We start from the raw sequence: 19395 nt of genomic DNA on the forward strand, positions 1-19395 counted from the left end.
GCCATGCCCCGCACCGTGAAGCTCGCCGTCATCCCCGGAGACGGGATCGGGCCCGAGGTGACCGCCGAGGCCGTCAAGGTCCTCGACGCCGTCACCGCCGACTCCGACCTGGTGCTCGAGACGACCACCTTCTCGCTCGGCGCCGCCCGCTACCTCGAGACCGGCGACGTCCTCACCGACGAGGACCTCGCGGCGATCGCGGGACACGACGCGATCCTCCTGGGCGCCGTCGGCGGAGCACCGGGCGACCCGCGCCTCCGGGACGCGAACATCGAGCGCGGACTGCTGCTGCGGCTGCGCTTCGAGCTCGACCACTACGTCAACCTGCGGCCCACCCGTCTCTACGCGGGCGTCCCCTCGCCGCTCGCGGCTCCCGGCGAGGTCGACTTCGTGGTCGTCCGCGAGGGCACGGAGGGGCCCTACGTCGGCACCGGCGGCTCGATCCGGCAGGGCACCCCGCACGAGGTCGCCAACGAGGTGTCGGTCAACACCGCCTACGGGGTCGAGCGCGTCGTCCGACACGCGTTCGAGCTCGCCCGCACGCGTCGCTCCCGGCTGACGCTCGTCCACAAGACGAACGTCCTCGTCTTCTCCGGCTCGCTCTGGAAGCGGATCGTCGACGAGGTGGGGGCCGCCTTCGAGGACGTGGACGTCGACTACCTCCACGTGGACGCCGCCACGATCTTCCTCGTGACCGACCCTGCTAGGTTCGACGTCATCGTCACCGACAACCTCTTCGGCGACATCCTGACCGATCTGGCCGGCGCGATCAGCGGCGGCATCGGACTCGCGGCCTCGGGCAACATCAACCCCGACGGCGCGTTCCCCAGCATGTTCGAGCCGGTCCACGGATCCGCGCCCGACATCGCCGGACGGCAGCTCGCCGACCCGACCGCCGCGATCCTCTCGGCGGCGATGCTGCTGGACCACCTCGGCCGGAGCGACGAGGCCGCCCGCGTCACCGCGGCCGTGACCGCCGACATCGAGTCGCGCGACGGCACCCCGCGCTCCACGGCCGCGATCGGCGACTCCGTCGTCGCCCGCCTCCGCTGATCCCCCGCAGAAGGACACCACCACGATGAGCACCGACTCCGCCCCCGCCGACCTCGCCTTCGAGGTGACCGCCGCCCCCGCGCCCCGCTCCGCCGAGGAGCGCGCCCGGATCCTCGCGAACCCCGGCTTCGGCATGCACTTCACCGACCACATGGTCGGCCTCCGCTGGACCCGCGCGGACGGCTGGCACAGCGCCCGCGTCGAGCCCTACGGCCCGCTCGCGCTCGACCCCGCCGCCGCCGTCCTGCACTACGCGCAGGAGATCTTCGAGGGGATGAAGGCCTACCGCCACGAGGACGGCTCCGTCTGGACCTTCCGCCCGGAGGCGAACGCGCGCCGCCTGCAGCGCTCGGCCCGCCGTCTCGCGCTGCCGGAGCTCCCGACGGACCTCTTCGTCGAGTCGCTGCGGCAGCTGATCGCGGTCGACGGCGACTGGGTCCCCTCGGAACCGGAGACCAGCCTCTACCTGCGCCCGTTCATGTTCGCGCAGGAGGCGTTCCTCGGCGTGCGCGCGGCCGAGGACGTCGGCTACTACGTGATCGCCAGCCCCGCCGGCGCCTACTTCTCGGGCGGGGTCGCCCCTGTGTCGATCTGGCTCTCCACCTCCTACGCCCGGGCGGGCAAGGGCGGCACGGGAGCGGCGAAGACGGGTGGCAACTACGCCTCCTCCCTCCTTCCACAGCAGGAGGCCTACAGCCACGGCTGCGCGCAGGTCCTCTTCCTCGACTCGCAGGAGTCGCAGTGGATCGAAGAGCTCGGCGGCATGAACGTGGTGCTGGTGAAGAAGGACGGCACGCTGGTCACCCCGGAATCGGACTCCATCCTCGAGGGCATCACGCGCGACAGCGTCCTGCAGCTCGCCGAGGACCGCGGCCACCGCGTCGAGCGGCGCCGCGTGAGCATCGACGAGTGGCGCGACGGGGTGGCCTCCGGCGACGTGGCCGAGGTGTTCGCCTGCGGGACCGCCGCCGTGATCACCCCGATCGCCGAGCTCAAGGGCGAGGGCTTCTCCGTCGGCCGCGAGGGCGCGCCCGCCGGGGAGCTCACGATGTCGCTCCGCGAGGAGCTGACCGGCATCCAGTACGGACGCCGCGAGGACACGCACGGATGGATGACGAGGCTGGACGCATGAAGATCGCACGATTCGCCACGCAGCGCGACGGGGACAACGGGGGAGCGATCCACTTCGGGATCGTGGACGAGGACGACCTGGTCGTGCTCGCCGGCGACCCGATGTTCGCCGGGTTCGACACCACGGGGGAGCGCATCCCGATCGCGGAGGCGAAGCTCCTCGCGCCGGTGATCCCGCGCTCCAAGATCGTCGGCATCGGCAGGAACTACGCCGACCACGCGGCCGAGATGGGCGGCGACGCCCCGGCGGAGCCGCTGGTGTTCCTCAAGCCGAACACGTCGGTCATCGGCCCGGACGAGGCGATCGTCCTCCCCGAGGACAGCCAGCAGGTCGAGTTCGAGGGCGAGCTGGCGATCGTGATCGGCGCCGTGGCCCGCAACGTCCGTGCGGAGGACTACGAGGACGTGGTCTTCGGGTACACGATCGCCAACGACGTCACCGCACGCGACCTCCAGCGCTCCGACGGCCAGTGGGCGCGGGCGAAGGGCTACGACACCTTCTGCCCGCTCGGCCCGGTCATCGAGACCGAGTTCGTCTGGAACGAGAGCGCGATCGAGACGCGCGTCAACGGGCGCGTGCAGCAGTCGGGCAGCACCGGCGACATGATCCACGGGGTGCCCGAGCTCGTGGCCTACGTCTCGCGCATCTTCACGCTGCTCCCCGGGGACGTGATCCTCACCGGGACGCCCGCCGGCGTCGGGCCGATCGCGAACGGGGACGCCGTCGCGGTGGACGTCGAGGGCATCGGCACGCTGTTCAACCCGGTGGTCGTCCGGCGCTGAGCCCGGGCCCTCCTCCGCGGAGGGACGAGCGCCTCCGGCCCGCGCGGATCCTCGGATCCGGCGGGCCGGACACGTCCGAGCGGGACGTCAGTCGGCGCTCGCCGGGTCGCTGCCGACCGCGCCCTCGGTCTCGTCCGGCAGGTCGGCGTCGCCGGAGACGGTGTCCCCTCCGCTGTCGCCGTCGGTCACGGCGTCCGTGACACCGCGGTCGATCGCGGTGCCCCCGGGAGCGGCCCCCGCGGCGGAGGCGTCGGCCGCGTCCTCGCCGGGCAGCACCGTCTGCGCGCCGCCGGTGTTCGGAACGGCGTCGCCGCCGGATCCGGGAAGGTCCTCGTTCACGTTCTGGTCGGCCATGTCGGCTCCTCTCGTCGGGGCTCCAGCCCAGCACGCGACGGGCCCCTCCGCAGGACGTTGACAGCGCGGGGACGAGGGGGCAGAGGCGGGCCGCGAGGCCGGGCGACGCGCCTTCACCGTGCTCCCCGGCGCTGTCAAGCGGACTGCCTACGGGGCCGTCTGGTCGTAGCGTCGAGCTATGAACTCCTCCCGCACCGACTCCGTCAGCCGCATCGCCCGGGAGGACTTCGGCTGGTCGTCGCTGCTCCCTGGTCAGCGCGAGGCGATCGAGTCGGCGGCCTCCGGGCGCGACACGCTGCTGGTGCTGGCGACGGGCGGCGGCAAGTCCGCGGTCTACCAGATCGCCGGAGCCGAGCGCGGCGGCGTCGTCCTGGTCGTCTCCCCGCTCGTCGCCCTGCAGGCCGACCAGCTCGCCGCGATCGAGGCGGCTCCGGCGGCCCCGCCCGCCGTCGCGATCAACTCCTCCCAGGGCGCCGCGGCCGTCGCCCGCGCCTGGGACCGGATCGACGAGGGCGGCCCGCTCTACGTGCTCCTGGCGCCCGAGCAGCTCGCCAAGCCCGAGAACGTGGCGCGTCTGGCGGCCGCGGGAGTGTCGCTCCTGGTCGTCGACGAGGCGCACTGCGTCTCCTCCTGGGGCCACGACTTCCGCCCCGACTACCTCCGCCTGGCCGATGTGCGCGGCGAGCTCGGCGAACCGCCGGTGCTCGCGATGACCGCCACCGCCTCCGGGCCGGTGCGCGACGAGATCATCGAGCGCCTCCGGATGACCGACCCCGAGATCCAGGTGCACGGCGTCGACCGTCCGGAGATCCGGCTGGTGGTGCACCGCCACGAGAGCGAGAACGAGAAGCGCGCCGCCGTGGTCGAGGAGGCGCGCAGCTGGACGGCTCCGGGCCTGGTCTACGTCGCCACCCGCAAGGAGACGGAGGCCTACGCGGCCGACATCGCGGCGGAGGGGCGCCGGGTCGCGGCGTACCACGCCGGACTCAAGGTGTCCGAGCGCAAGGTCGTGCACGAGCAGTGGCGCGCCGGCGAGCTCGACGTCGTCGTCGCGACCTCGGCCTTCGGGATGGGCATCGACCGGGCCGACGTCCGCTTCGTGCTGCACGCGACGACCACCGAGTCGCTCGACGCGTACTACCAGGAGATCGGCCGCGCGGGCCGCGACGGCGAGCCGGCGACGGGCGCGCTGCACTACCGCGCCGAGGACCTGGGTCTCCGCCGCTTCTTCGCCAAGCGCTCGGTCGACAAGGCCGCGCTGCGCGTGATCTGGGCGGCCGTCTCGGAGCAGCCGGGGCTCGACTCCGCGGCTCTCGCGAAGGAGCTGGGGAAGCCGGCCCGCACGATCGCCCGGATCGTCAACGATCTCGCGGACGCGGGGCTGGTGGAGACCGGGTCCGGTCTGCGCGCGACGCGCGAGGCCTCGGGCGACGAGGCCGTGCACGCGGTGAAGGAGGCTCTGGCCTCCCGCGAGCGGATCGCGGAGTCGCGCCTGTCGATGATGCGCGCGTACGCGGAGACCAGCCAGTGCCGCCGCCGGGTCCTGCTGGACTACTTCGGCGTGGAGTCGGCCGAGTGGTGCGGCAACTGCGACGGCTGCGAGCGGCACGAGGCGAGCGGCGAGACCGTCGAGGCGCCCGTGGACGCCCCTCTGAGCGTCGACGAGTCGGTGGAGCACCGCGAGTGGGGCGCCGGCACCGTGATGAGCGTGGAGGCCGACCGGGCGACGATCTTCTTCGAGTCCGAGGGCTACAAGGTGCTGTCGTTCCAGGCGCTCGAGTCCGGCGTCCTGCGCGAGCGCGAGCACGCCTCCGCCTGACCCCGGCTCTCCGCGCCGGCCGATCGTCGCTCGCGGGACGCCGCTCCGGTACGGCAGGCACGGCGTGCCGTGCACCGGAGCGGCGTCCCGCGGAGGGTGGTCAGACCTTCGAGACGGCCGAGCTCACGTCGGTGGGCTTCTCGTAGTCGCCGTCCGGGATCGCACGGAGGGCCTCGAGGACGTCGCCGTCCGCGCCCTCCTTCTCGGCGGTCTCGACGATCGTGTCCTTCGAGGCGGGGTAGTCGATGCCCGAGAGGTACTTCTGGATCTGGATCGGGTTGGGTGCGTCCATCGTGCTGTCCTTTCGTCGCCTTGCTGAGTGTTACGAGTGCTCTTCGGCGAAGAGCCGGTCGAAGGCGTCGACGCGCCGGTCGGTGACCGTCGTGGGCGTCTCGAGGTGCACGGCGCCGCTGGGCACCAGGCCCGCGCCGCCGAAGCGCTCCATGACGCGCCACTGCGCGGCGACGTCCTCACCGCTGTGCTCCGGGGGCAGCTGCTCCCAGAAGTCGAAGCCGCCGACGGCCAGGAGGGCGTCGCGGCGGTAGAGGACGCACGCGCCCAGCCAGGCGACCCGGTACGCGCGCCAGGCGCCCTCCGGGACGTCGAGGCGGGCGGCGACGTGCGTGAGATTGGCCGCGTTGTGCAGCGGCCAGCGCTCGAACTCCGGGGTTCCGCGCCGCACCCGCTCGGGCTCCACGCGCTCCTCCCAGGTCTCGAACGACTCGGTCTCGTGCGGGCGCACGTCCTCGAGGTAGGACAGGCCCTGCACCGCGGAGCCGACGAAGCCGCAGTCGAGGCGCTCGAGGGCCTCGTGCAGCCGCGAGAGCGTGCCCGGCTCGAGCCACACGTCGTCGTCGAGGAAGAGGACGGCCGGGGCGGTGGCGAGGGAGAGGAGGTAGTGCCTCTGCTCCGCGAGCCCGCGCCGGGGCAGGTGCCGGCGCACCACCGGAGCCCGGCCCTGCGCCTCCAGCACGCGCAGCATCGCGAGGATCGTCGGGTCGCTCTCGGCGACCGCGTCGTCGGACTGGTCGCTGACGATCACGCGGAAGGGCGGGTCGTCCTGGGCGGCGAGTCCGGCGAGCGTGGCGGCGAGCTCGGCACGGCGGCCGACCGTCGGCACCAGCACGTCGATCTGCGGCTGCCGGGGAGCCTCGGGGACCCCCCAGCGCCCGGACCACCGGCGGCTGGTCACGGCGCGGCCGATCGGATGCGCTGGACCATCTCGGTCGTGGAGTGCTCCGAGACGTAGCCGACCGTGGTGACGACGCCCCCGTAGGAGCGGACGACGGCCGCCTCCGCGAGCATGTCGGGGTTGTAGTCCCCGCCCTTCACGTAGACGTCGGGCTGCACGCGCTCGAGCAGCGGGATGGGGGTGTCTCCGCCGAAGAGCGTCACGTAGTCGACGCAGCCCAGCTCGGCGATCACGCCCGCGCGGTCGCCCTCCGGGTTGATCGGCCGTCCCTCGCCCTTCAGCCGCCGGACGGAGTCGTCGTCGTTCACCGCGACCACGAGCACGTCGCCGAGCTCGCGGGCCTGGCGGAGGTAGGCGGTGTGGCCGCGGTGCAGGACGTCGAAGCAGCCGTTGGTGAACACCACGCGGCGACCGCGGCGCGACTGCTCCGCGAGGACCTCGACGAGGGCGTCCTCGCCGAGCACGACGGCGCCGGGAGCGGCGAGGGAGGCGAGCAGGTCGTCGCCCGAGCAGACGGAGGTACCGGGGCGCTGCACGACCACGTCGGCGGCGGCCTGCGCCAGATCGACGGCGGTGGCCAGGGAGCGGCCGGCGGCGAGGGCGAGGGTGGCGGTCGCGGCGAAGGTGTCTCCGGCGCCGGACGCCTGCTTCTCCTCCGCGGGCTGAGCGAAGGTGCGGCTGACCGTGCCGTCGGCGTCGAGGGCGGCGGAGCCGTCCCGGTCGAGGGTGACCACGACGTGCCGGGCGCCCGAGCGGGCGCGCAGGTCGTCCGCCGCGTCGCGCACGGCGGCGGCCCGCTCCGTCCCGCGGCCGAGGGAGCCGCCGAGCAGCCGTTCCGCCTCCTTGGCGTTCGGAGTGACGAGGTCCGGCCGGGCGAAGGCCCAGTCGGCGAGCTCGTGCGCGTCGACCACGAGGAGGCCGGGGCGCCCGACGGCGAGCAGGCGCTCGACGGCCTCGCGGAGGATCCCCGAGCCGTAGTCGCAGACCAGGACGGCGTCGGCGCCCGCGGCGGCCTCGGCGGCGGCACCGGCGAGCAGGGCCAGCTCGTCGTCGGCCGGGCGGTGCGGGCCGGAGTCGACGCGCAGCATCACGCTGTCGCCGCCGACCACGCGGGTCTTGATCGTCGTCGCGGCGCCGGTGCGGACGACCCGGGAGGTGTCCAGGCCGGCCCGCTCTAGCGCGCGCACGAGCCGGTCGCCCTCGGAGTCGCGACCGGCCACGCCGACCGTGCGGACGACGGCGCCCAGCGCGCGCAGGTTGGCGGCGGTGTTGGCGGCCCCGCCCGCGACGTCGACGACGTCCTCGAGCCGCAGGACCGGCGCGGGCGCCTCCCGCGTGACGCGCTCCGCCTCGCCGAGCCACCAGGAGTCGAGGATGAGGTCCCCGATCACGGCGACGACCGGCGGGCGCTCGTGGACGTGCGCCAGGAGGGCGCTCGCCCGCTGGAGCGCCGAGCCCTCGAGGCTCATCGCGCGCCTCCCGGCAGAACGGGCAGGCCGAAGTGCACGACCGTGGTGGTGGTCATCTCGTCGAGCAGCTCCGGGCCGTAGCCGAAGCCGGAGCCGGACGCTCCGCGGGGCTGGGCGCTGCCGCCCGGCGCTCCTCCGAAGACGCCGTTGACCTTGACGGTGCCGACCGGCAGCGTCGCCGCGGCGCGGTGCGCGTGCTCCATGTCGGCGGTGAGGATCGCGGCGGCCAGGCCGTAGGGGCTCGCGGCGGCCAGGTCCAGGCCCTCGTCGAAGGAGTCGACGACGCGGATCGGCGCGACGGGCCCGAAGGTCTCCTCCGTCATCACCAGCATCGACTCGGTGCAGTCGGCCAGGACCGTCGCGGGGTAGAAGGTGCCGTCCCCGGGAGTGCCGCCGGTGAGGGCGCGCGCGCCGCTGCCGAGCGCCTCCGTGACGTGCTCGTGGACGGCGTCGCGCATGCGGGCGTCGACGAGGCGGGGGAGCGGGCCCGCGCTCCAGCGATCGGCCTCGGCGACGAGCGCCGCCGTGAACGCCTCGGCGATGTCGCGGTGCACGTAGATCCGCTCGACGGAGGTGCAGATCTGGCCGGCGTTGGCGAAGGCGCCCAGCGCGGCCTGCTCGGCGGCCCAGACCGGGTCGACGTCGCGGTCGACGACGAGCGCGTCGTTGCCGCCGTTCTCGAGGATCACGTGCGCGCCGGTGACGGCGGCGACCCGGGCGAGCGCGCGGCCGGTGGCGGTCGAGCCGACGTGGGCGAGGACGTCGACGCCCTCGGTGCGCGCCAGCTCGTCGCCGACCGCCCCGTCGCCCTCGACCAGGGTCAGCACGCCCTCGGGCAGCGCCTCGGCGAGGATGCTCGTGAAGAGGGCGCCCGTCCCCGGGCTGCGCTCGCTCGGCTTGTGCACGACGACGTCCCCGGAGACGATCGCGGCGCCCAGGAGGCCCGCGGCGACGGCGACCGGGTCGTTCCACGGAGTGAGGGCGAGAACGACACCGCGCGGGTGCGGCAGGGCGAGATCGACGTTGAGGGCCCCTCCGCGCAGGCTCCTCCCGCGGTGCAGCGGGCCGAGCTCGGCGTACTGGAGCAGCGTGTCGACACCGGCGCGCACGCCGCCCAGCGCGTCGCCGGCGGGCTTGCCCGTCTCCTGCGTGTTGAGGTCGGCGAGCTCCTGCTCGCGCTCGGCCACGCGGTGGGCGGCGGCACGGAGCAGGGCGCCGCGCTCGGCGGGCGCGGTGTCGTCCCACGCGGGGAACGCGGTCCGCGCGCGGCGGACGGCGTCGGCGGCGGTCGTGGCGGGGGTCGTGATGTCGATGGTCACGGTCACCTCTCGGTCGGGGGCGCCCGCGGAGTGGCGGACGCATCCGTCCGGTACCCGGGTGGTGCGCGCCTAGACACGCCGCCTCCGGAATCCGCCCCCGGATCGGAGACGGGCTCGCCCCCGATCCGGTTTCGGATCGGCCCCGGCGGGGAAGTGGAGGAGTGCACCGTCCCCGGAGCGGCGCCCGCGCGCCCTCCGCACCTGAGAGGAACCCGTCGTGGTCGCCATCGCCCCCCTCCGAGAGCCCTTCGCCGGAGTCGAGAGGATCGCCGTCCTGCGCGGCGGCGGACTCGGCGACCTGCTGTTCGCGCTGCCCGCCGTCGACGCCCTCGCGGCCGCCTACCCGGGAGCCGAGATCACCCTGCTCGGGACGCCCGCGCACCGGGTCCTGCTGACGGGCGTCGAGTCGCCGATCGCCGACGTCGAGATCCTGCCGGTGGCGCAGGGCGTTCGCGACGGAGAGGGGGAGGACCCCCGGGTCGTCGAGGACTTCACCGAGCGGATGCGCGCGCGCCGCTTCGACCTGGCCGTGCAGCTGCACGGCGGCGGGCGCTACTCCAACCCGTTCCTCCAGCGCCTCGGCGCGCGCCACACGATCGGGTCGCGCACCGACGACGCCGCGGAGCTCGAGCGCACGATCCCCTACGTCTACTACCAGCACGAGATGCTGCGGGCGCTCGAGATCGTCGGGCTGGCCGGGGCCGGAGCCGTCCGCCTGGAGCCCGTCCTGCCCGTCGACCCGGAGCGCCGCGACCGCCTGGCCGCAGTGCTGCCCGCGGGCGGCCCGCTCGTGCTGATCCATCCCGGAGCGACCGATGTCCGCCGCCGCTGGCCGAGCGCGTCGTTCGCCGAGGTGGCGACCGCTCTCCTCGACGACGGAGCGCGAGTGCTGGTGGTGGGAGACGCCTCCGACGTGCCCGCCGCCGATGAGATCGTCGCCGGAGCGCCGGGAGCGGTCTCCTGGGCGGGCGTCGTGGACCTCCCGGACCTGGCACCGCTGCTCTCGCTCGCCGACCTCGTGCTCGGCAACGACTCCGGCCCCCGCCATCTCGCCGCCGCGGTCGGTGCTCCGACGGTCGGCATCTTCTGGGTGGGCAACGCGATCAACGCGCAGCCCCTCGGACGGCAGCGCCACCGGGTGCAGCTGAGCTGGACCACCCGCTGCCCGGTCTGCGGCATCGATGTGACGCAGGTGGGCTGGACGGCTCCGCGCTGCGAGCACGAGCTCACCTTCGTCGACGACGTGCCGGTCGACCGCGTGCTCGAGGACGTCCGCGGAGTGCTCGCCTCCACCCGCTGAACCGCGAGATGCCACCTGTGGTGCTCGACATCGGCGTGTCGGCGTCACAGGTGGCATCTCGCAGCAGGGGGGATCCCGGGGTCCGCGTCAGCGGATCACGGCCAGGACGGCTCCTCCTCGTGCGTGATGACGAGCTCGCGGACCTCGCAGCCGCGCGGCTGGCCGAGGACGAACATGACGGCGTTCGCCACGTTCTCCGGGTCGTTCAGCAGCGCGTCCGGACCCGGCTTGTACTGCTCGTCGCGGTCGTCGAAGAAGCGCGTCTTCATGCCCGACGGGATCAGCGTGGTCACTCCGATCTCGCCCTTGGTCTCGGCCGCGAGCGCGCGGGTGAAGCCGAGCACGCCGAACTTCGAGGCGCAGTACGCGGTCGCGTCCGAGACGGCCTTGATCGCGAGCGAGGAGGCGACGGTGACGACGCGGCCGTGGGTCTCGGTGAGGAAGGGCAGCGCCGCCCGGACGACGGCCGCGGTACCGAGGAGGTTGACGGAGATGACGCGCTCCCACTCCTCCGGCTCCACGTCGACGAGGCGGCCGCAGCGGTCGATGCCGGCCGCGGTCACGACGGCGTCGAGCCCGCCGTGCTCGCGGGCGATCTCGACGACCGCCTTCTCGGCCTCGCGGGTCTTCGCGACGTCGACCTGGTAGGCGGCGACGCCCTCCTTCACCGACGAGACGTCGCGGTCGAGCACGATCGGGGTGCCGCCGGCGGCGGTGACCGCGGCGGCGACGGCCGCACCGAGCCCGGAGGCTCCTCCGGTGATCAGGACGCGGCCGATGGGGGTGGGAGTGGTGCTCATGGTTTCCTTCCGGGGGTGGTCTGCGGGCCTCGTGGGCCGCGGGTCAGCCGACGCGCGCGAGCGCGGCGGCGAGATGGGTGGTCGAGCGGCCCGGGTGGTACGGCACGGTCAGGACCCGGCCGCCCCACTCCCCCACCGTCGCCGTCTCGGGGAGGGACTCGGCGGAGTAGTCGCCGCCCTTCACCCAGACGTCGGGGCGGATGCGGCGCAGCGCCTCGTCCGGCGTGTCCTCGCCGAAGACCAGCACGGCGTCGACGCACTCGAGCGCGAGCAGCAGGTCGACGCGGTCGTCCTCGGGGATGATCGGCCGCGCCGCGCCCTTGAGGCGCCGGACGGAGTCGTCCGAGTTGAGGCAGACGATCAGGCAGTCGCCGAGAGCGCGTGCTGCGGAGAGGGTGCGGGCATGGCCGGCGTGGAGCAGGTCGAAGCAGCCGCCCGTCGCGACCACTGTTCCTCCTGCCGCGCGGACGGACTCGGCGACGCGCAGGGCGTCCACACCGCCGCCGTGGAGGGGTGCGGGGTCGGCGGGAGCGGAGAGGGAGGCGACCCCTCCCGCGAGGAGGTAGGCGCCGGCTGCGGCGACCGCCGCCTGCACCGCCTCCGACGTGCTCGCACCCTCGGCGAGGGCGACGGCGGCGGAGGCGGCGAACCGGTCGCCCGCGCCGCACGGGTCGGTGGGCGGCACGGCGACGGCCGGTGCGACGACCGGGACGCCGGCGCCGCGGGAGCGCAGCAGGGCGCCGGAGGATCCCATCGTCACGGTGACCGCACCGCAGCCCCAGCGCTCGAGGAGGGTGGTCGCGGCGGACTCGGCGCGCGTCACTCCGCGGCCGACGGCTCCCGAGAAGGCGGTGGCCTCGGCCAGGTTCGGGGTGGCGAGGGAGGTGGCGGCGACCGGCTGCGAGCCCCGCGGGTGCGGATCCCACACCAGCGGCACGGTGAGCGCGTCGAGCGCCGTGCGGAGCGACGGGTCCTCGGTCAGGCGGCGGCCGTAGTCGGCGACGATCACGGCGTCGGCATCGGCGAGCGCGGCGAGCATCGCGTCGGTGACGCCGGGGACGGGCGGCGTCTCGCAGCCGCGGTCGATCCGCACCACGGCCTGGCCGGAGGCGGCGACGCGGGTCTTCACCGGCGTCGGCGCTCCCGAGGGCCCGGCGACCAGGCGGACGCCGGACAGCTCGGCGCGCAGCTCCGCCACGTCCGGATCCGAGTCCTCGGCGAGCGCGGTCACCAGCGTCACCTCGTGCCCGTCGCGGGCGAGCATCCGGGCGACGAGTCCGGCACCGCCGGCGCGGGCACTGCGGGCCGACACGTCGACCACGGGGACGGGGGCGTCCGGGCTCAGCCGCTCGGCGGGTCCGGAGAGGTCGACGTCGAGCATCACGTCGCCGACGACGACGAGGCGCAGGCGGCTCACGAGGCGGCCGCCGTCCGTGCGCGGATCCGGTGCTCGAAGGCCCGGCAGAGCGCGTGCACGAGCACCAGCTGCGCCTCCTGCACGTTGGAGCCGTGGCCCTCGAGGGCGATCGCCTCGTCGCAGAGCTCGGTGAGCGGGTTCGGCCCCTCGCCGGTCAGCGCCCACGACCGGGCGCCCGCCGCACGGGCGGCCTCCGCGGCGTGGAGGAGGTTCGCGCTGCGTCCGCTGGTGGAGAGCAGCACCACGACGTCCCCTGTCCGGGCGTGCGCGGTGACCTGGCGCGAGAACACGTGGTCGAAGCCGTAGTCGTTGCCGATCGCGGTCAGGCTCGACGTCTCGGCGTGCAGCGAGATGGCGGAGAAGGGGACGCGGTCGCCGTCGAAGCGGCCGACGAGCTCGGCGGTGAGGTGCTGCGCCTCGGCCGCGGAGCCGCCGTTCCCCGCGGCGAGCAGGCGCGCGCCGGAGTGCAGGCGGTCGGCGAGCTCGACGCCCCAGGCGGCGATCCTTTCGGAGTGGCGCTCCAGCTGCGCGACCGCGTCGAGCGCGCGCGCCACGTGGTCGTCGACGAGGCGCCGGGCGGCGTCGGCCGGGGTGTCCAGAACGGTGTCGATGGTCGCGCTGTCGATGGTCATCGTCGCGGAGCCGCCTTCCGGGTGGTGGGGGATGAGGGTGCGCTCGTGGCGCCGGTGAGGAGCGACTCGTCGCCGAGGCCGGCGAGGGTCGTGACGTAGGCGCGCTCGGTGTCGGCGGCGACGCGGTCCCAGGAGTAGCGGGACTCGACGCGCTCGCGTCCGGCGGCCCCGTAGGCGCGGGCGCGGTCGGGGTCCTCCAGCAGCGAGCCGAGGGCGGCGGCCAGGGCGACCGGATCGCGCGGAGGCACGTGGACCCCGGTGACGTCCTCGACCACGGTGTCGATCAGGCCGCCCACGGAGGAGGCGACGACCGGCACGCCGCAGGCCATCGCCTCGAGCGGAGTGATGCCGAACGGCTCGTACCAGGGCGCGCAGACCACGACGTCGGCCGAGCGGAGCATCGCGGGCATCTCGGTCTGCGAGAGCTGGCCGACGAAGTCGACGCGGTCCGCGACGCCGAGGCTCTCGGCGACGCCGTGCAGCCGCTGGTACTCCGGGTCCGCGGTCAGCGCGTCGCCGGAGCCGGAGCCCCCGACGACGACGAGCTCGGCGTCGTGTCCGGCCGCGACCAGGTGCGCGAGCGCCTCGATCGCGATGCCCATGCCCTTGCGCGGCACCAGGCGTCCGATGGTCATCAGCCGCGAGCGCTCGCCGCGGGGCGCGACCGGGCCCTCGACCGAGAACCGGTCGATGTCGACTCCGCAGGGCACCACCGAGATGCGCGAGGTCGGCACGCCGAGCCCCTTGAGCTCGAAGGCCTCGTCCGAGCAGGTGGCGACGACGCCGTCGGCCTTCTGACCCACTCCGGGCTCGAGCCAGGCGCGCTCCTCGGGGCTGGTGTCGAGCGCGCCCTGCTGGCGGCGCTTGACCACGCCCAGCGCGTGGAAGGTGTGGAGGACGGGCACGCGCCGCCCGGTGGCGCGCTCCACCCGCTCGGAGGCGTCGAGCGCGGCGACCCCGGACATCCAGAAGTGGCTGTGCACGAGGTCCGGCCGCTCCTGCAGCCACTCCTCGGCGAGGTCGACGGAGAAGTCGCCCATGAAGGGCAGCAGCTCGTCCTTGGACACCCGGCGCGGCGGTCCGGCGTCGATGTGCACGACCTCGACTCCCGAGGTGAAGGGCACGCGCCGGGGGAGGGAGGGGTCGTCGCGGCGGGTGTAGACGACGACGCGGTGGCCGCGGCGGGCGAGCGCGTCGGCGAGCGCCGCCACGTGGACGTTCTGGCCGCCGGCGTCGACGCCGCCGAGGGTCGCCAGCGGGCTCGCGTGCTCCGAGACCATGGCGATCGTCAGCGCGGGCGCGGCGGAGAGGTGCTGCTTCATCGGGTGCTCCCTTCCAGAGCGGGCTCCGGCGACCGGCGTCCGGGGAGGTCGGCGAGGACCTCGTCCCAGTCGCGGTGGAACCGGGCGAGGCCGTAGCGCGCGAGCGCGGCCTCGCGGGCGACGGCGCCGGCGCGGGCGGCGCGGTCCGGGTCCTCGACGAGCGCCCGGGCCGAGGCGACGAGGGCGTCGAGGTCGTTCGAGACCGCTCCGGCCTCGGGCGGGACGGCGCGCCCCGCCTCCGTCACGTCGAGCGCGACGACGGGCATCCCGAGGTGCATCGCCTCCAGCAGCGCGAGGCCGAGGGAGGTCCAGCGGAACGGGTGCAGGTAGACCCGGCGGCGGGCCAGGGCCGCGTGCATCGCCTGCGTGCGGACGTCGCCGAGGACCGTCACGTCCTCCAGGCCCGGCAGCTCGGCGAGCCGGTCGGTCTTCATCCCGAAGACGTCCAGCGGAGCGACCGCGCCGAAGCGGGGGAGCAGGTCGGTCCCGGCGACCCGGCCCCGGCGGACGGGCTCGTTGACGACCACGCCGAAGTGCGGCAGCTCGCCGGTGTAGAGGGGACCCGGGTCGTGGATCCCGTGCTCGATCACCGTCGTCCGCGTCGATCCGGTGTCCCACATCAGGGCGTTGAAGTGGGTGACGTGGACGATCAGCAGGTCGTCGCGGTCGGCGAGCGGGTGGCGGTTGTCCGGCACGTCCCCGCGGGGGGTGTTGTGCTCCACGTAGACGGCGGGCACGTCGCGGCCGAGGCGTCGCCCGAGCAGGCGCTCGGCCTCGGCGAGCTCCTCGGGCCTCTGGAGGAGGACCGCGTCGACGTCGGCGTCGTGCAGCTCCTCGGGCGCGATCTCGACGGCGCTCGGCCAGTCGCGGCCGCCGGTGCCCAGGCCCCAGCCGTCGCGGGCCGGAGTCGTGGGGAGCAGGTAGGTGTGGGCGCCGCGGACGAAGGCGTCCGCCCAGCCGCCGTGCACGTGCCAGAGCAGGATCCTCATGCGATGGCCTCTCTCGGGGAAGTCGTGGGTCGGAGTCGGAGGGCGGCGGCGACCGCCTCCTCGGCGCTCACTCCCGCGAGGCAGGGATGGCCGGGGACGGGGCACACGCGGGCGCGCGAGCCGGCGCAGGGCGCCTCCTGGTCGCCGAGCAGCGCGACCGGGACGCCGTAGGGCGCCCAGCGCACGGCCGGGACGACCGGCGCGAAGAGGCTGACCACGGGGGTGCCGACCGCGGCGGCGAGGTGCGCGGGGCCGGTGTTGCCGCAGATCACGACCTCGGCGCCGGCCAGCACCTCGGCGGCGCCGGGGAAGTCCGTCGCCCCGCCGAGGTCGATGCCGCGGGAGCCCGCGACCTCGGCTGTGAGGGAGCGCTCGCCCGGGCCGCCGGTGACGACGACGGCGAGGCCCGCGTCCGCCAGCAGCTCGACGGCGCGGGCCGCGTTCGCCGCGGGCCAGGCGCGGGCGGGGACGGCTGCCCCGGGGTGCACGACCGCGTAGGGGCCGATCCCCTCGAGAGCGGCGGGCAGCACGCCCTCGCGGCGCACGCGGAGCCGTCCGTCGTCGCCGGCGGGCAGCGCGAAGCCGGCCGCCGCCGCGATCGCGAGCGCGCGCTCCGGCTCCGGCTGGTCCTCCTCGAGGGTCTCGCCCGGGACGAGGCGCACATCGAGCAGGGCGCCCGCGAAGTCGACCGAGGCGCCCGTGATGCGGGCGACACCGGCGAGGCGGAGCAGCAGGGCCAGCGGAAGCGGCGACTGGTGGAAGGAGGTGAGGATCACGGCCTCGTCCGGCGCGAACTCCTCGACGATCGCGCGCAGCTCGTCGACGAGCTCGGAGTCGACGGGGCGGGAGGCGTCGCCGATCCACGGGCACCACCAGGTGCGGACGGAGGAGGGACCCGGCAGCAGCGCGGCCGCGGGCGCTCCCTGCGGACCGCTCAGCAGCAGCACCTCGGCGTCGGCCGCGATCGCGCGGACGGCGGGTCCGCACAGCAGGACGTCTCCCGCGCTGTCCAGGCGGGCGACGAGCACGCGGCGCTTCACTCGGCGTCCTCGTCGGGCCGCATCGCGAGCAGCAGCTCGACCGCCTCGAGGAGCGTCGCCGCCTGCAGCGGAGCGGCGTCCACCTCCTCGGCGCGGGTGATCGGAGTCGGCACCAGCACTCCACGGGCGCCGGCCGCGGCGGCGGCGCCGACGTCGGCCCCGATGTCGCCGATCACGGCGAGGGAGCGGGCCGGCAGTCCCAGCTGCTCGGCGGCGCCGAGCACCATGCCGGGCCGGGGCTTCCGGCAGGAGCAGCCGTCCTCCGGGCCGTGGGGGCAGAGCATCCACACGTCGAAGCCGCCGAAGAGCTCGTCCACGCGCCGGTTCACCGCGTCGGCCTGGCCGCGGTCGATGATCCCGCGGGCGATCCCGGACTGGTTGGTGACCACGCCCACGGCCAGCCCCGCCTCGCGCGCCCGCTCGACCGCGGCGAGGGCGGTGGGCATCGGGGAGACCTGCGCCGGGTCGCCGTTGTAGGGCACGTCGACCACGAGCGTCGCATCGCGGTCGAAGAGGATCCCCCGCAGGCGCGGGGCCCTCGCGCGCTCGTCGGCGCTCCGGGAGGAGGAGTCGTTCACCTTCTCCTCGTACCCCTCGACCGGGGATGTAAACCCCCTTCCGGAGAAGTCGGTCCCTCCGGGCGCGTCGCTCGCATCTGCGGGCGGCGCGTCTGAGGTGCGCGCAGCGGGGTACGGGGACTCCGACAGGAAGGAGGCGCCGTGCGCGCTCTCACCGCCCCGGACGGGACTCCGGAGATCCTCGCGCTGCGCGCCCTCAAGCTCGGCGACCTGCTCGTCGCCGTCCCGGCGCTCAAGGCCCTGCGCCGCGGCTTCCCGGACCACCGGCTGATCATGGCGACCACGCCCTGGCTCGAGCCGATCGTCGACCTGGTCGAGGGACTGGACGCGCTCGTGCCCACCCTCCGCGGACTCGACGACCCGCTGCCGATGGCCGCCGGCCGGGTCGAGCTCGGCGTGAACCTCCACGGCAACGGCCCGGAGTCGCGGCTGCGGCTGCGCGAGATCGCGCCCGAGCGCACGCTCGAGTTCCGCGTCCCGGCGCTGGACCCGGGCGCGGGCCCGGAGGACCCGCGGCCGCTCTGGATCGACGGCGAGCTCGAGCGCGCCCGCTGGGCCCGCCTGGTGAACTCGATCGGTCTCGACGCCGACCCCGAGGACGTCGCGATCGCCGTCCCGGAGGAGCCCGCCTCGGCCCCCGGAGCCGCCGTCGTGCACATCGGGGCCTTCTACGGCTCGCGCGAGTGGCCGGAGGAGCGCTTCGCCGCGGTGGCCCGCTCCCTCGCCGCCGAGGGGCACCGCGTCGTCTACACCGGAGGCGCGAACGAGGCCGACCGCGCCCGCCGCGTCGCCGAGCTCGCCGGCACGGGCGAGGTGCTGGCGGGGGAGCTCGCGCTCAGCGGGTTCGCCGCGGTCGTCGCGGCCGCCGAGGTCGTGGTGACCGTCGACACCGGAGCCGCGCACCTCGCCTCCGCGTACGGCGTCCCCTCGGTCGTGATCTTCGGTCCGGCACCGCCCGAGGCCTGGGGCCCTCCGGCCTCGGGGCCGCACGTCGTGCTGACCGACGCCTCCCTCCGCCGCGGCGACGTCTTCTCCGCCGAGCCGGACCCGGCGCTGCTCGCGGTCCAGGTCGACGACGTCCTCGCCGCCCTCTCGTCGCTCCCGTCGCGTGCCGAGGCCCACCTCAGGCGGACTTCAGCCGCGTCGCCGGTCGGACCGGAGTGACCGTGGCCACGCGGGCCCGGGGAGCGCGCGGCTGATGGCTGCGCGAGGGGGCGCCGAGCCGGTCGGCGAGCTGCGCGAGGATCCGCCGCTGCAGGCGCGAGACCTGCATCTGCGTCGTCCCCAGCGCGTCGGCGATCTGCTGCTGGGTCCGCTCCTCGACGAAGCGCATCCGGAGGAGCTCGCGCTGGCCCTCCTCGAGCTCGGCGAGGGCCTCGGCGAGCCCGTGCCGCCGGTCGATCTCGAGCAGCCGGTCGTCCTCGCCGCCGAGGGTGTCGCCCAGGCCGACGCCCCCCTCGCCCACGGTCTCGTCGAGGGAGAGCGGATGCCCCGCGAGGCGCGCGTCGGCCACCTCCGTCGCGTCCACTCCGAGGCGGCGGGCGATCTCCTGGTCGGTGGGGTGCCGGCCGAGCTCCTGCGCGAGCTCGTCGGCGACGACGGCGGAGCGGCGGTGCAGCTCCTGCACGCCGCGCGGCGGCCGGATCATCCAGCCGAGGTCGCGGAGGTGGCGCTTGAGCTCGCCGGTGATCGTGGGGACGGCGAACGCGGCGAAGCTGTCGCCGCGCTCGGGAGTGAAGCGGCGGGCGGCCTTCACGAGGCCCACGTAGGCGACCTGGCGCAGATCCGCCCAGTCGCCTCCGCTCCGGGAGACCCGGCGGGCCATGGCCTCGGCCAGGCCCAGGTGGTCGAGCACGATGCGCTCGCGGATGCGCGCGCCCTCGGCGGCCTCCGCGCTCACCGCGGCCTGGAAGAGCGAGAGCGTGCGGGCGTCCTTCTCCTCCCGTGCCGCCTCGGTGAGGGCGCTCGGGCGGTCGGTGCGGGGGTCGAGATCGATCGTGCTCATCAGTGCTCCTTCCGGGCACGCTCGCGCGGAGGCCCGGCGCGGCCTGCGGTGCGGCGCTCGGGCCCTCTCGACGAGAGGCCCGAGGTCAGCGCACCACCGCTCCTGCTCGCTCGGGGAGTCCGTTGACTCGGAGCAGTGCTGTCCGGTAGAAGCAGTCGCCGCGAGGCGCGCACCGTGCCCGGGGCGGAGGCG

The 19395-nt window shown here is 75.0% G+C and carries 19 protein-coding genes; 6 read left to right on the forward strand and 13 right to left on the reverse strand.

All coding sequences use genetic code 11. The annotated features are described in order from the left end of the window. Positions 1 to 3: 3 nt before the first annotated feature. From C5C49_RS07735 to C5C49_RS07745, 3 genes are read left to right on the forward strand one after another with little or no spacing between them, the layout of a single operon-like run. Positions 4 to 1053, forward strand: a complete 1050-nt coding sequence (locus C5C49_RS07735; RefSeq protein WP_104345836.1) for a 3-isopropylmalate dehydrogenase — start codon at positions 4 to 6, stop codon at positions 1051 to 1053. Between the two features lie 25 nt (positions 1054 to 1078). Then, positions 1079 to 2185: a branched-chain amino acid aminotransferase gene (locus C5C49_RS07740; protein WP_104345837.1), complete on the forward strand. Its 1107-nt coding sequence runs from the start codon at positions 1079 to 1081 to the stop codon at positions 2183 to 2185. Then, complete coding sequence (locus C5C49_RS07745; RefSeq protein ID WP_104345838.1) at positions 2182 to 2967, forward strand: fumarylacetoacetate hydrolase family protein; 786 nt, start codon at positions 2182 to 2184, stop codon at positions 2965 to 2967. The genes C5C49_RS07740 and C5C49_RS07745 overlap by 4 nt, the downstream gene beginning before the upstream one ends. An 87-nt stretch (positions 2968 to 3054) precedes the next feature. On the opposite strand, the gene C5C49_RS07750 is transcribed toward C5C49_RS07745, so the two are convergent. Further along, the gene (locus C5C49_RS07750) at positions 3055 to 3321 is read right to left on the reverse strand and encodes a hypothetical protein (protein ID WP_104226254.1); all 267 of its coding nucleotides are present in this window, start codon (positions 3319 to 3321) and stop codon (positions 3055 to 3057) included. Positions 3322 to 3499: 178 nt separating this feature from the next. On the opposite strand from C5C49_RS07750, the gene C5C49_RS07755 reads away from it, so the two are divergent. Then, a complete protein-coding gene (locus tag C5C49_RS07755) occupies positions 3500 to 5140 on the forward strand; it encodes a RecQ family ATP-dependent DNA helicase (RefSeq protein ID WP_104345839.1) in 1641 nt (546 codons plus the stop codon). A 100-nt stretch (positions 5141 to 5240) separates the two neighbouring features. Here the strand turns inward: C5C49_RS07755 and C5C49_RS07760 are convergent, their stop codons facing one another. Genes C5C49_RS07760 through C5C49_RS07775 form a run of 4 tightly spaced genes read right to left on the reverse strand, consistent with a single transcriptional unit; the run spans position 5241 to position 9120 of the window. Then, on the reverse strand, positions 5241 to 5432 hold the full coding sequence (locus C5C49_RS07760; protein WP_104223528.1) for a DUF2795 domain-containing protein: 192 nt from the start codon (positions 5430 to 5432) through the stop codon (positions 5241 to 5243). A gap of 30 nt (positions 5433 to 5462) precedes the next feature. Beyond that, positions 5463 to 6332: a glycosyltransferase family A protein gene (locus C5C49_RS07765; protein WP_104345840.1), complete on the reverse strand. Its 870-nt coding sequence runs from the start codon at positions 6330 to 6332 to the stop codon at positions 5463 to 5465. Continuing rightward, complete coding sequence (gene rfaE2 / locus C5C49_RS07770) at positions 6329 to 7801, reverse strand: D-glycero-beta-D-manno-heptose 1-phosphate adenylyltransferase (protein WP_104345841.1); 1473 nt, start codon at positions 7799 to 7801, stop codon at positions 6329 to 6331. The genes C5C49_RS07765 and rfaE2 overlap by 4 nt, the downstream gene beginning before the upstream one ends. Next, positions 7798 to 9120 (reverse strand): aldehyde dehydrogenase, encoded by a 1323-nt coding sequence (locus tag C5C49_RS07775; RefSeq protein ID WP_258068414.1) that lies wholly within the window; start codon positions 9118 to 9120, stop codon positions 7798 to 7800. The genes rfaE2 and C5C49_RS07775 overlap by 4 nt, the downstream gene beginning before the upstream one ends. A gap of 217 nt (positions 9121 to 9337) precedes the next feature. Between C5C49_RS07775 and C5C49_RS07780 the strand changes: the two genes are divergently transcribed. Continuing rightward, the gene (locus C5C49_RS07780) at positions 9338 to 10420 is read left to right on the forward strand and encodes a glycosyltransferase family 9 protein (RefSeq protein ID WP_104345843.1); all 1083 of its coding nucleotides are present in this window, start codon (positions 9338 to 9340) and stop codon (positions 10418 to 10420) included. A gap of 95 nt (positions 10421 to 10515) precedes the next feature. Here C5C49_RS07780 and C5C49_RS07785 read toward each other — a convergent pair whose 3' ends face one another. From C5C49_RS07785 to C5C49_RS16950, 7 genes are read right to left on the reverse strand one after another with little or no spacing between them, the layout of a single operon-like run. Continuing rightward, the gene (locus C5C49_RS07785) at positions 10516 to 11220 is read right to left on the reverse strand and encodes an SDR family oxidoreductase (RefSeq protein ID WP_104250150.1); all 705 of its coding nucleotides are present in this window, start codon (positions 11218 to 11220) and stop codon (positions 10516 to 10518) included. A gap of 43 nt (positions 11221 to 11263) precedes the next feature. Beyond that, a complete protein-coding gene (locus C5C49_RS07790) occupies positions 11264 to 12628 on the reverse strand; it encodes a PfkB family carbohydrate kinase (RefSeq protein WP_104345868.1) in 1365 nt (454 codons plus the stop codon). A gap of 5 nt (positions 12629 to 12633) precedes the next feature. Beyond that, the gene (locus C5C49_RS07795; protein ID WP_104345844.1) at positions 12634 to 13269 is read right to left on the reverse strand and encodes an SIS domain-containing protein; all 636 of its coding nucleotides are present in this window, start codon (positions 13267 to 13269) and stop codon (positions 12634 to 12636) included. Continuing rightward, entirely contained in the window at positions 13266 to 14561 is a 1296-nt protein-coding gene (locus tag C5C49_RS07800; RefSeq protein WP_104345867.1) for a glycosyltransferase, read from the reverse strand. The genes C5C49_RS07795 and C5C49_RS07800 overlap by 4 nt, the downstream gene beginning before the upstream one ends. Before the next feature lie 26 nt (positions 14562 to 14587). Next, positions 14588 to 15580: a glycosyltransferase gene (locus C5C49_RS07805; RefSeq protein WP_104233231.1), complete on the reverse strand. Its 993-nt coding sequence runs from the start codon at positions 15578 to 15580 to the stop codon at positions 14588 to 14590. Continuing rightward, positions 15577 to 16620, reverse strand: a complete 1044-nt coding sequence (locus tag C5C49_RS07810) for a glycosyltransferase family 9 protein (RefSeq protein WP_219814144.1) — start codon at positions 16618 to 16620, stop codon at positions 15577 to 15579. Before C5C49_RS07810 ends, C5C49_RS07805 begins: the two co-directional genes overlap by 4 nt. Further along, entirely contained in the window at positions 16617 to 17198 is a 582-nt protein-coding gene (locus C5C49_RS16950; RefSeq protein WP_181135731.1) for an HAD-IIIA family hydrolase, read from the reverse strand. Before C5C49_RS16950 ends, C5C49_RS07810 begins: the two co-directional genes overlap by 4 nt. 141 nt (positions 17199 to 17339) lie before the next feature. Between C5C49_RS16950 and C5C49_RS07815 the strand changes: the two genes are divergently transcribed. Further along, complete coding sequence (locus C5C49_RS07815; RefSeq protein WP_104345845.1) at positions 17340 to 18362, forward strand: glycosyltransferase family 9 protein; 1023 nt, start codon at positions 17340 to 17342, stop codon at positions 18360 to 18362. On the opposite strand, the gene C5C49_RS07820 is transcribed toward C5C49_RS07815, so the two are convergent. After that, positions 18322 to 19203 (reverse strand): sigma-70 family RNA polymerase sigma factor, encoded by an 882-nt coding sequence (locus C5C49_RS07820; protein ID WP_104223520.1) that lies wholly within the window; start codon positions 19201 to 19203, stop codon positions 18322 to 18324. The genes C5C49_RS07815 and C5C49_RS07820 overlap by 41 nt on opposite strands. Positions 19204 to 19395: the final 192 nt, after the last annotated feature.

It is taken from the genome of Rathayibacter sp. AY1E2 (assembly GCF_002932325.1).
GTDB lineage: Bacteria > Actinomycetota > Actinomycetes > Actinomycetales > Microbacteriaceae > Rathayibacter.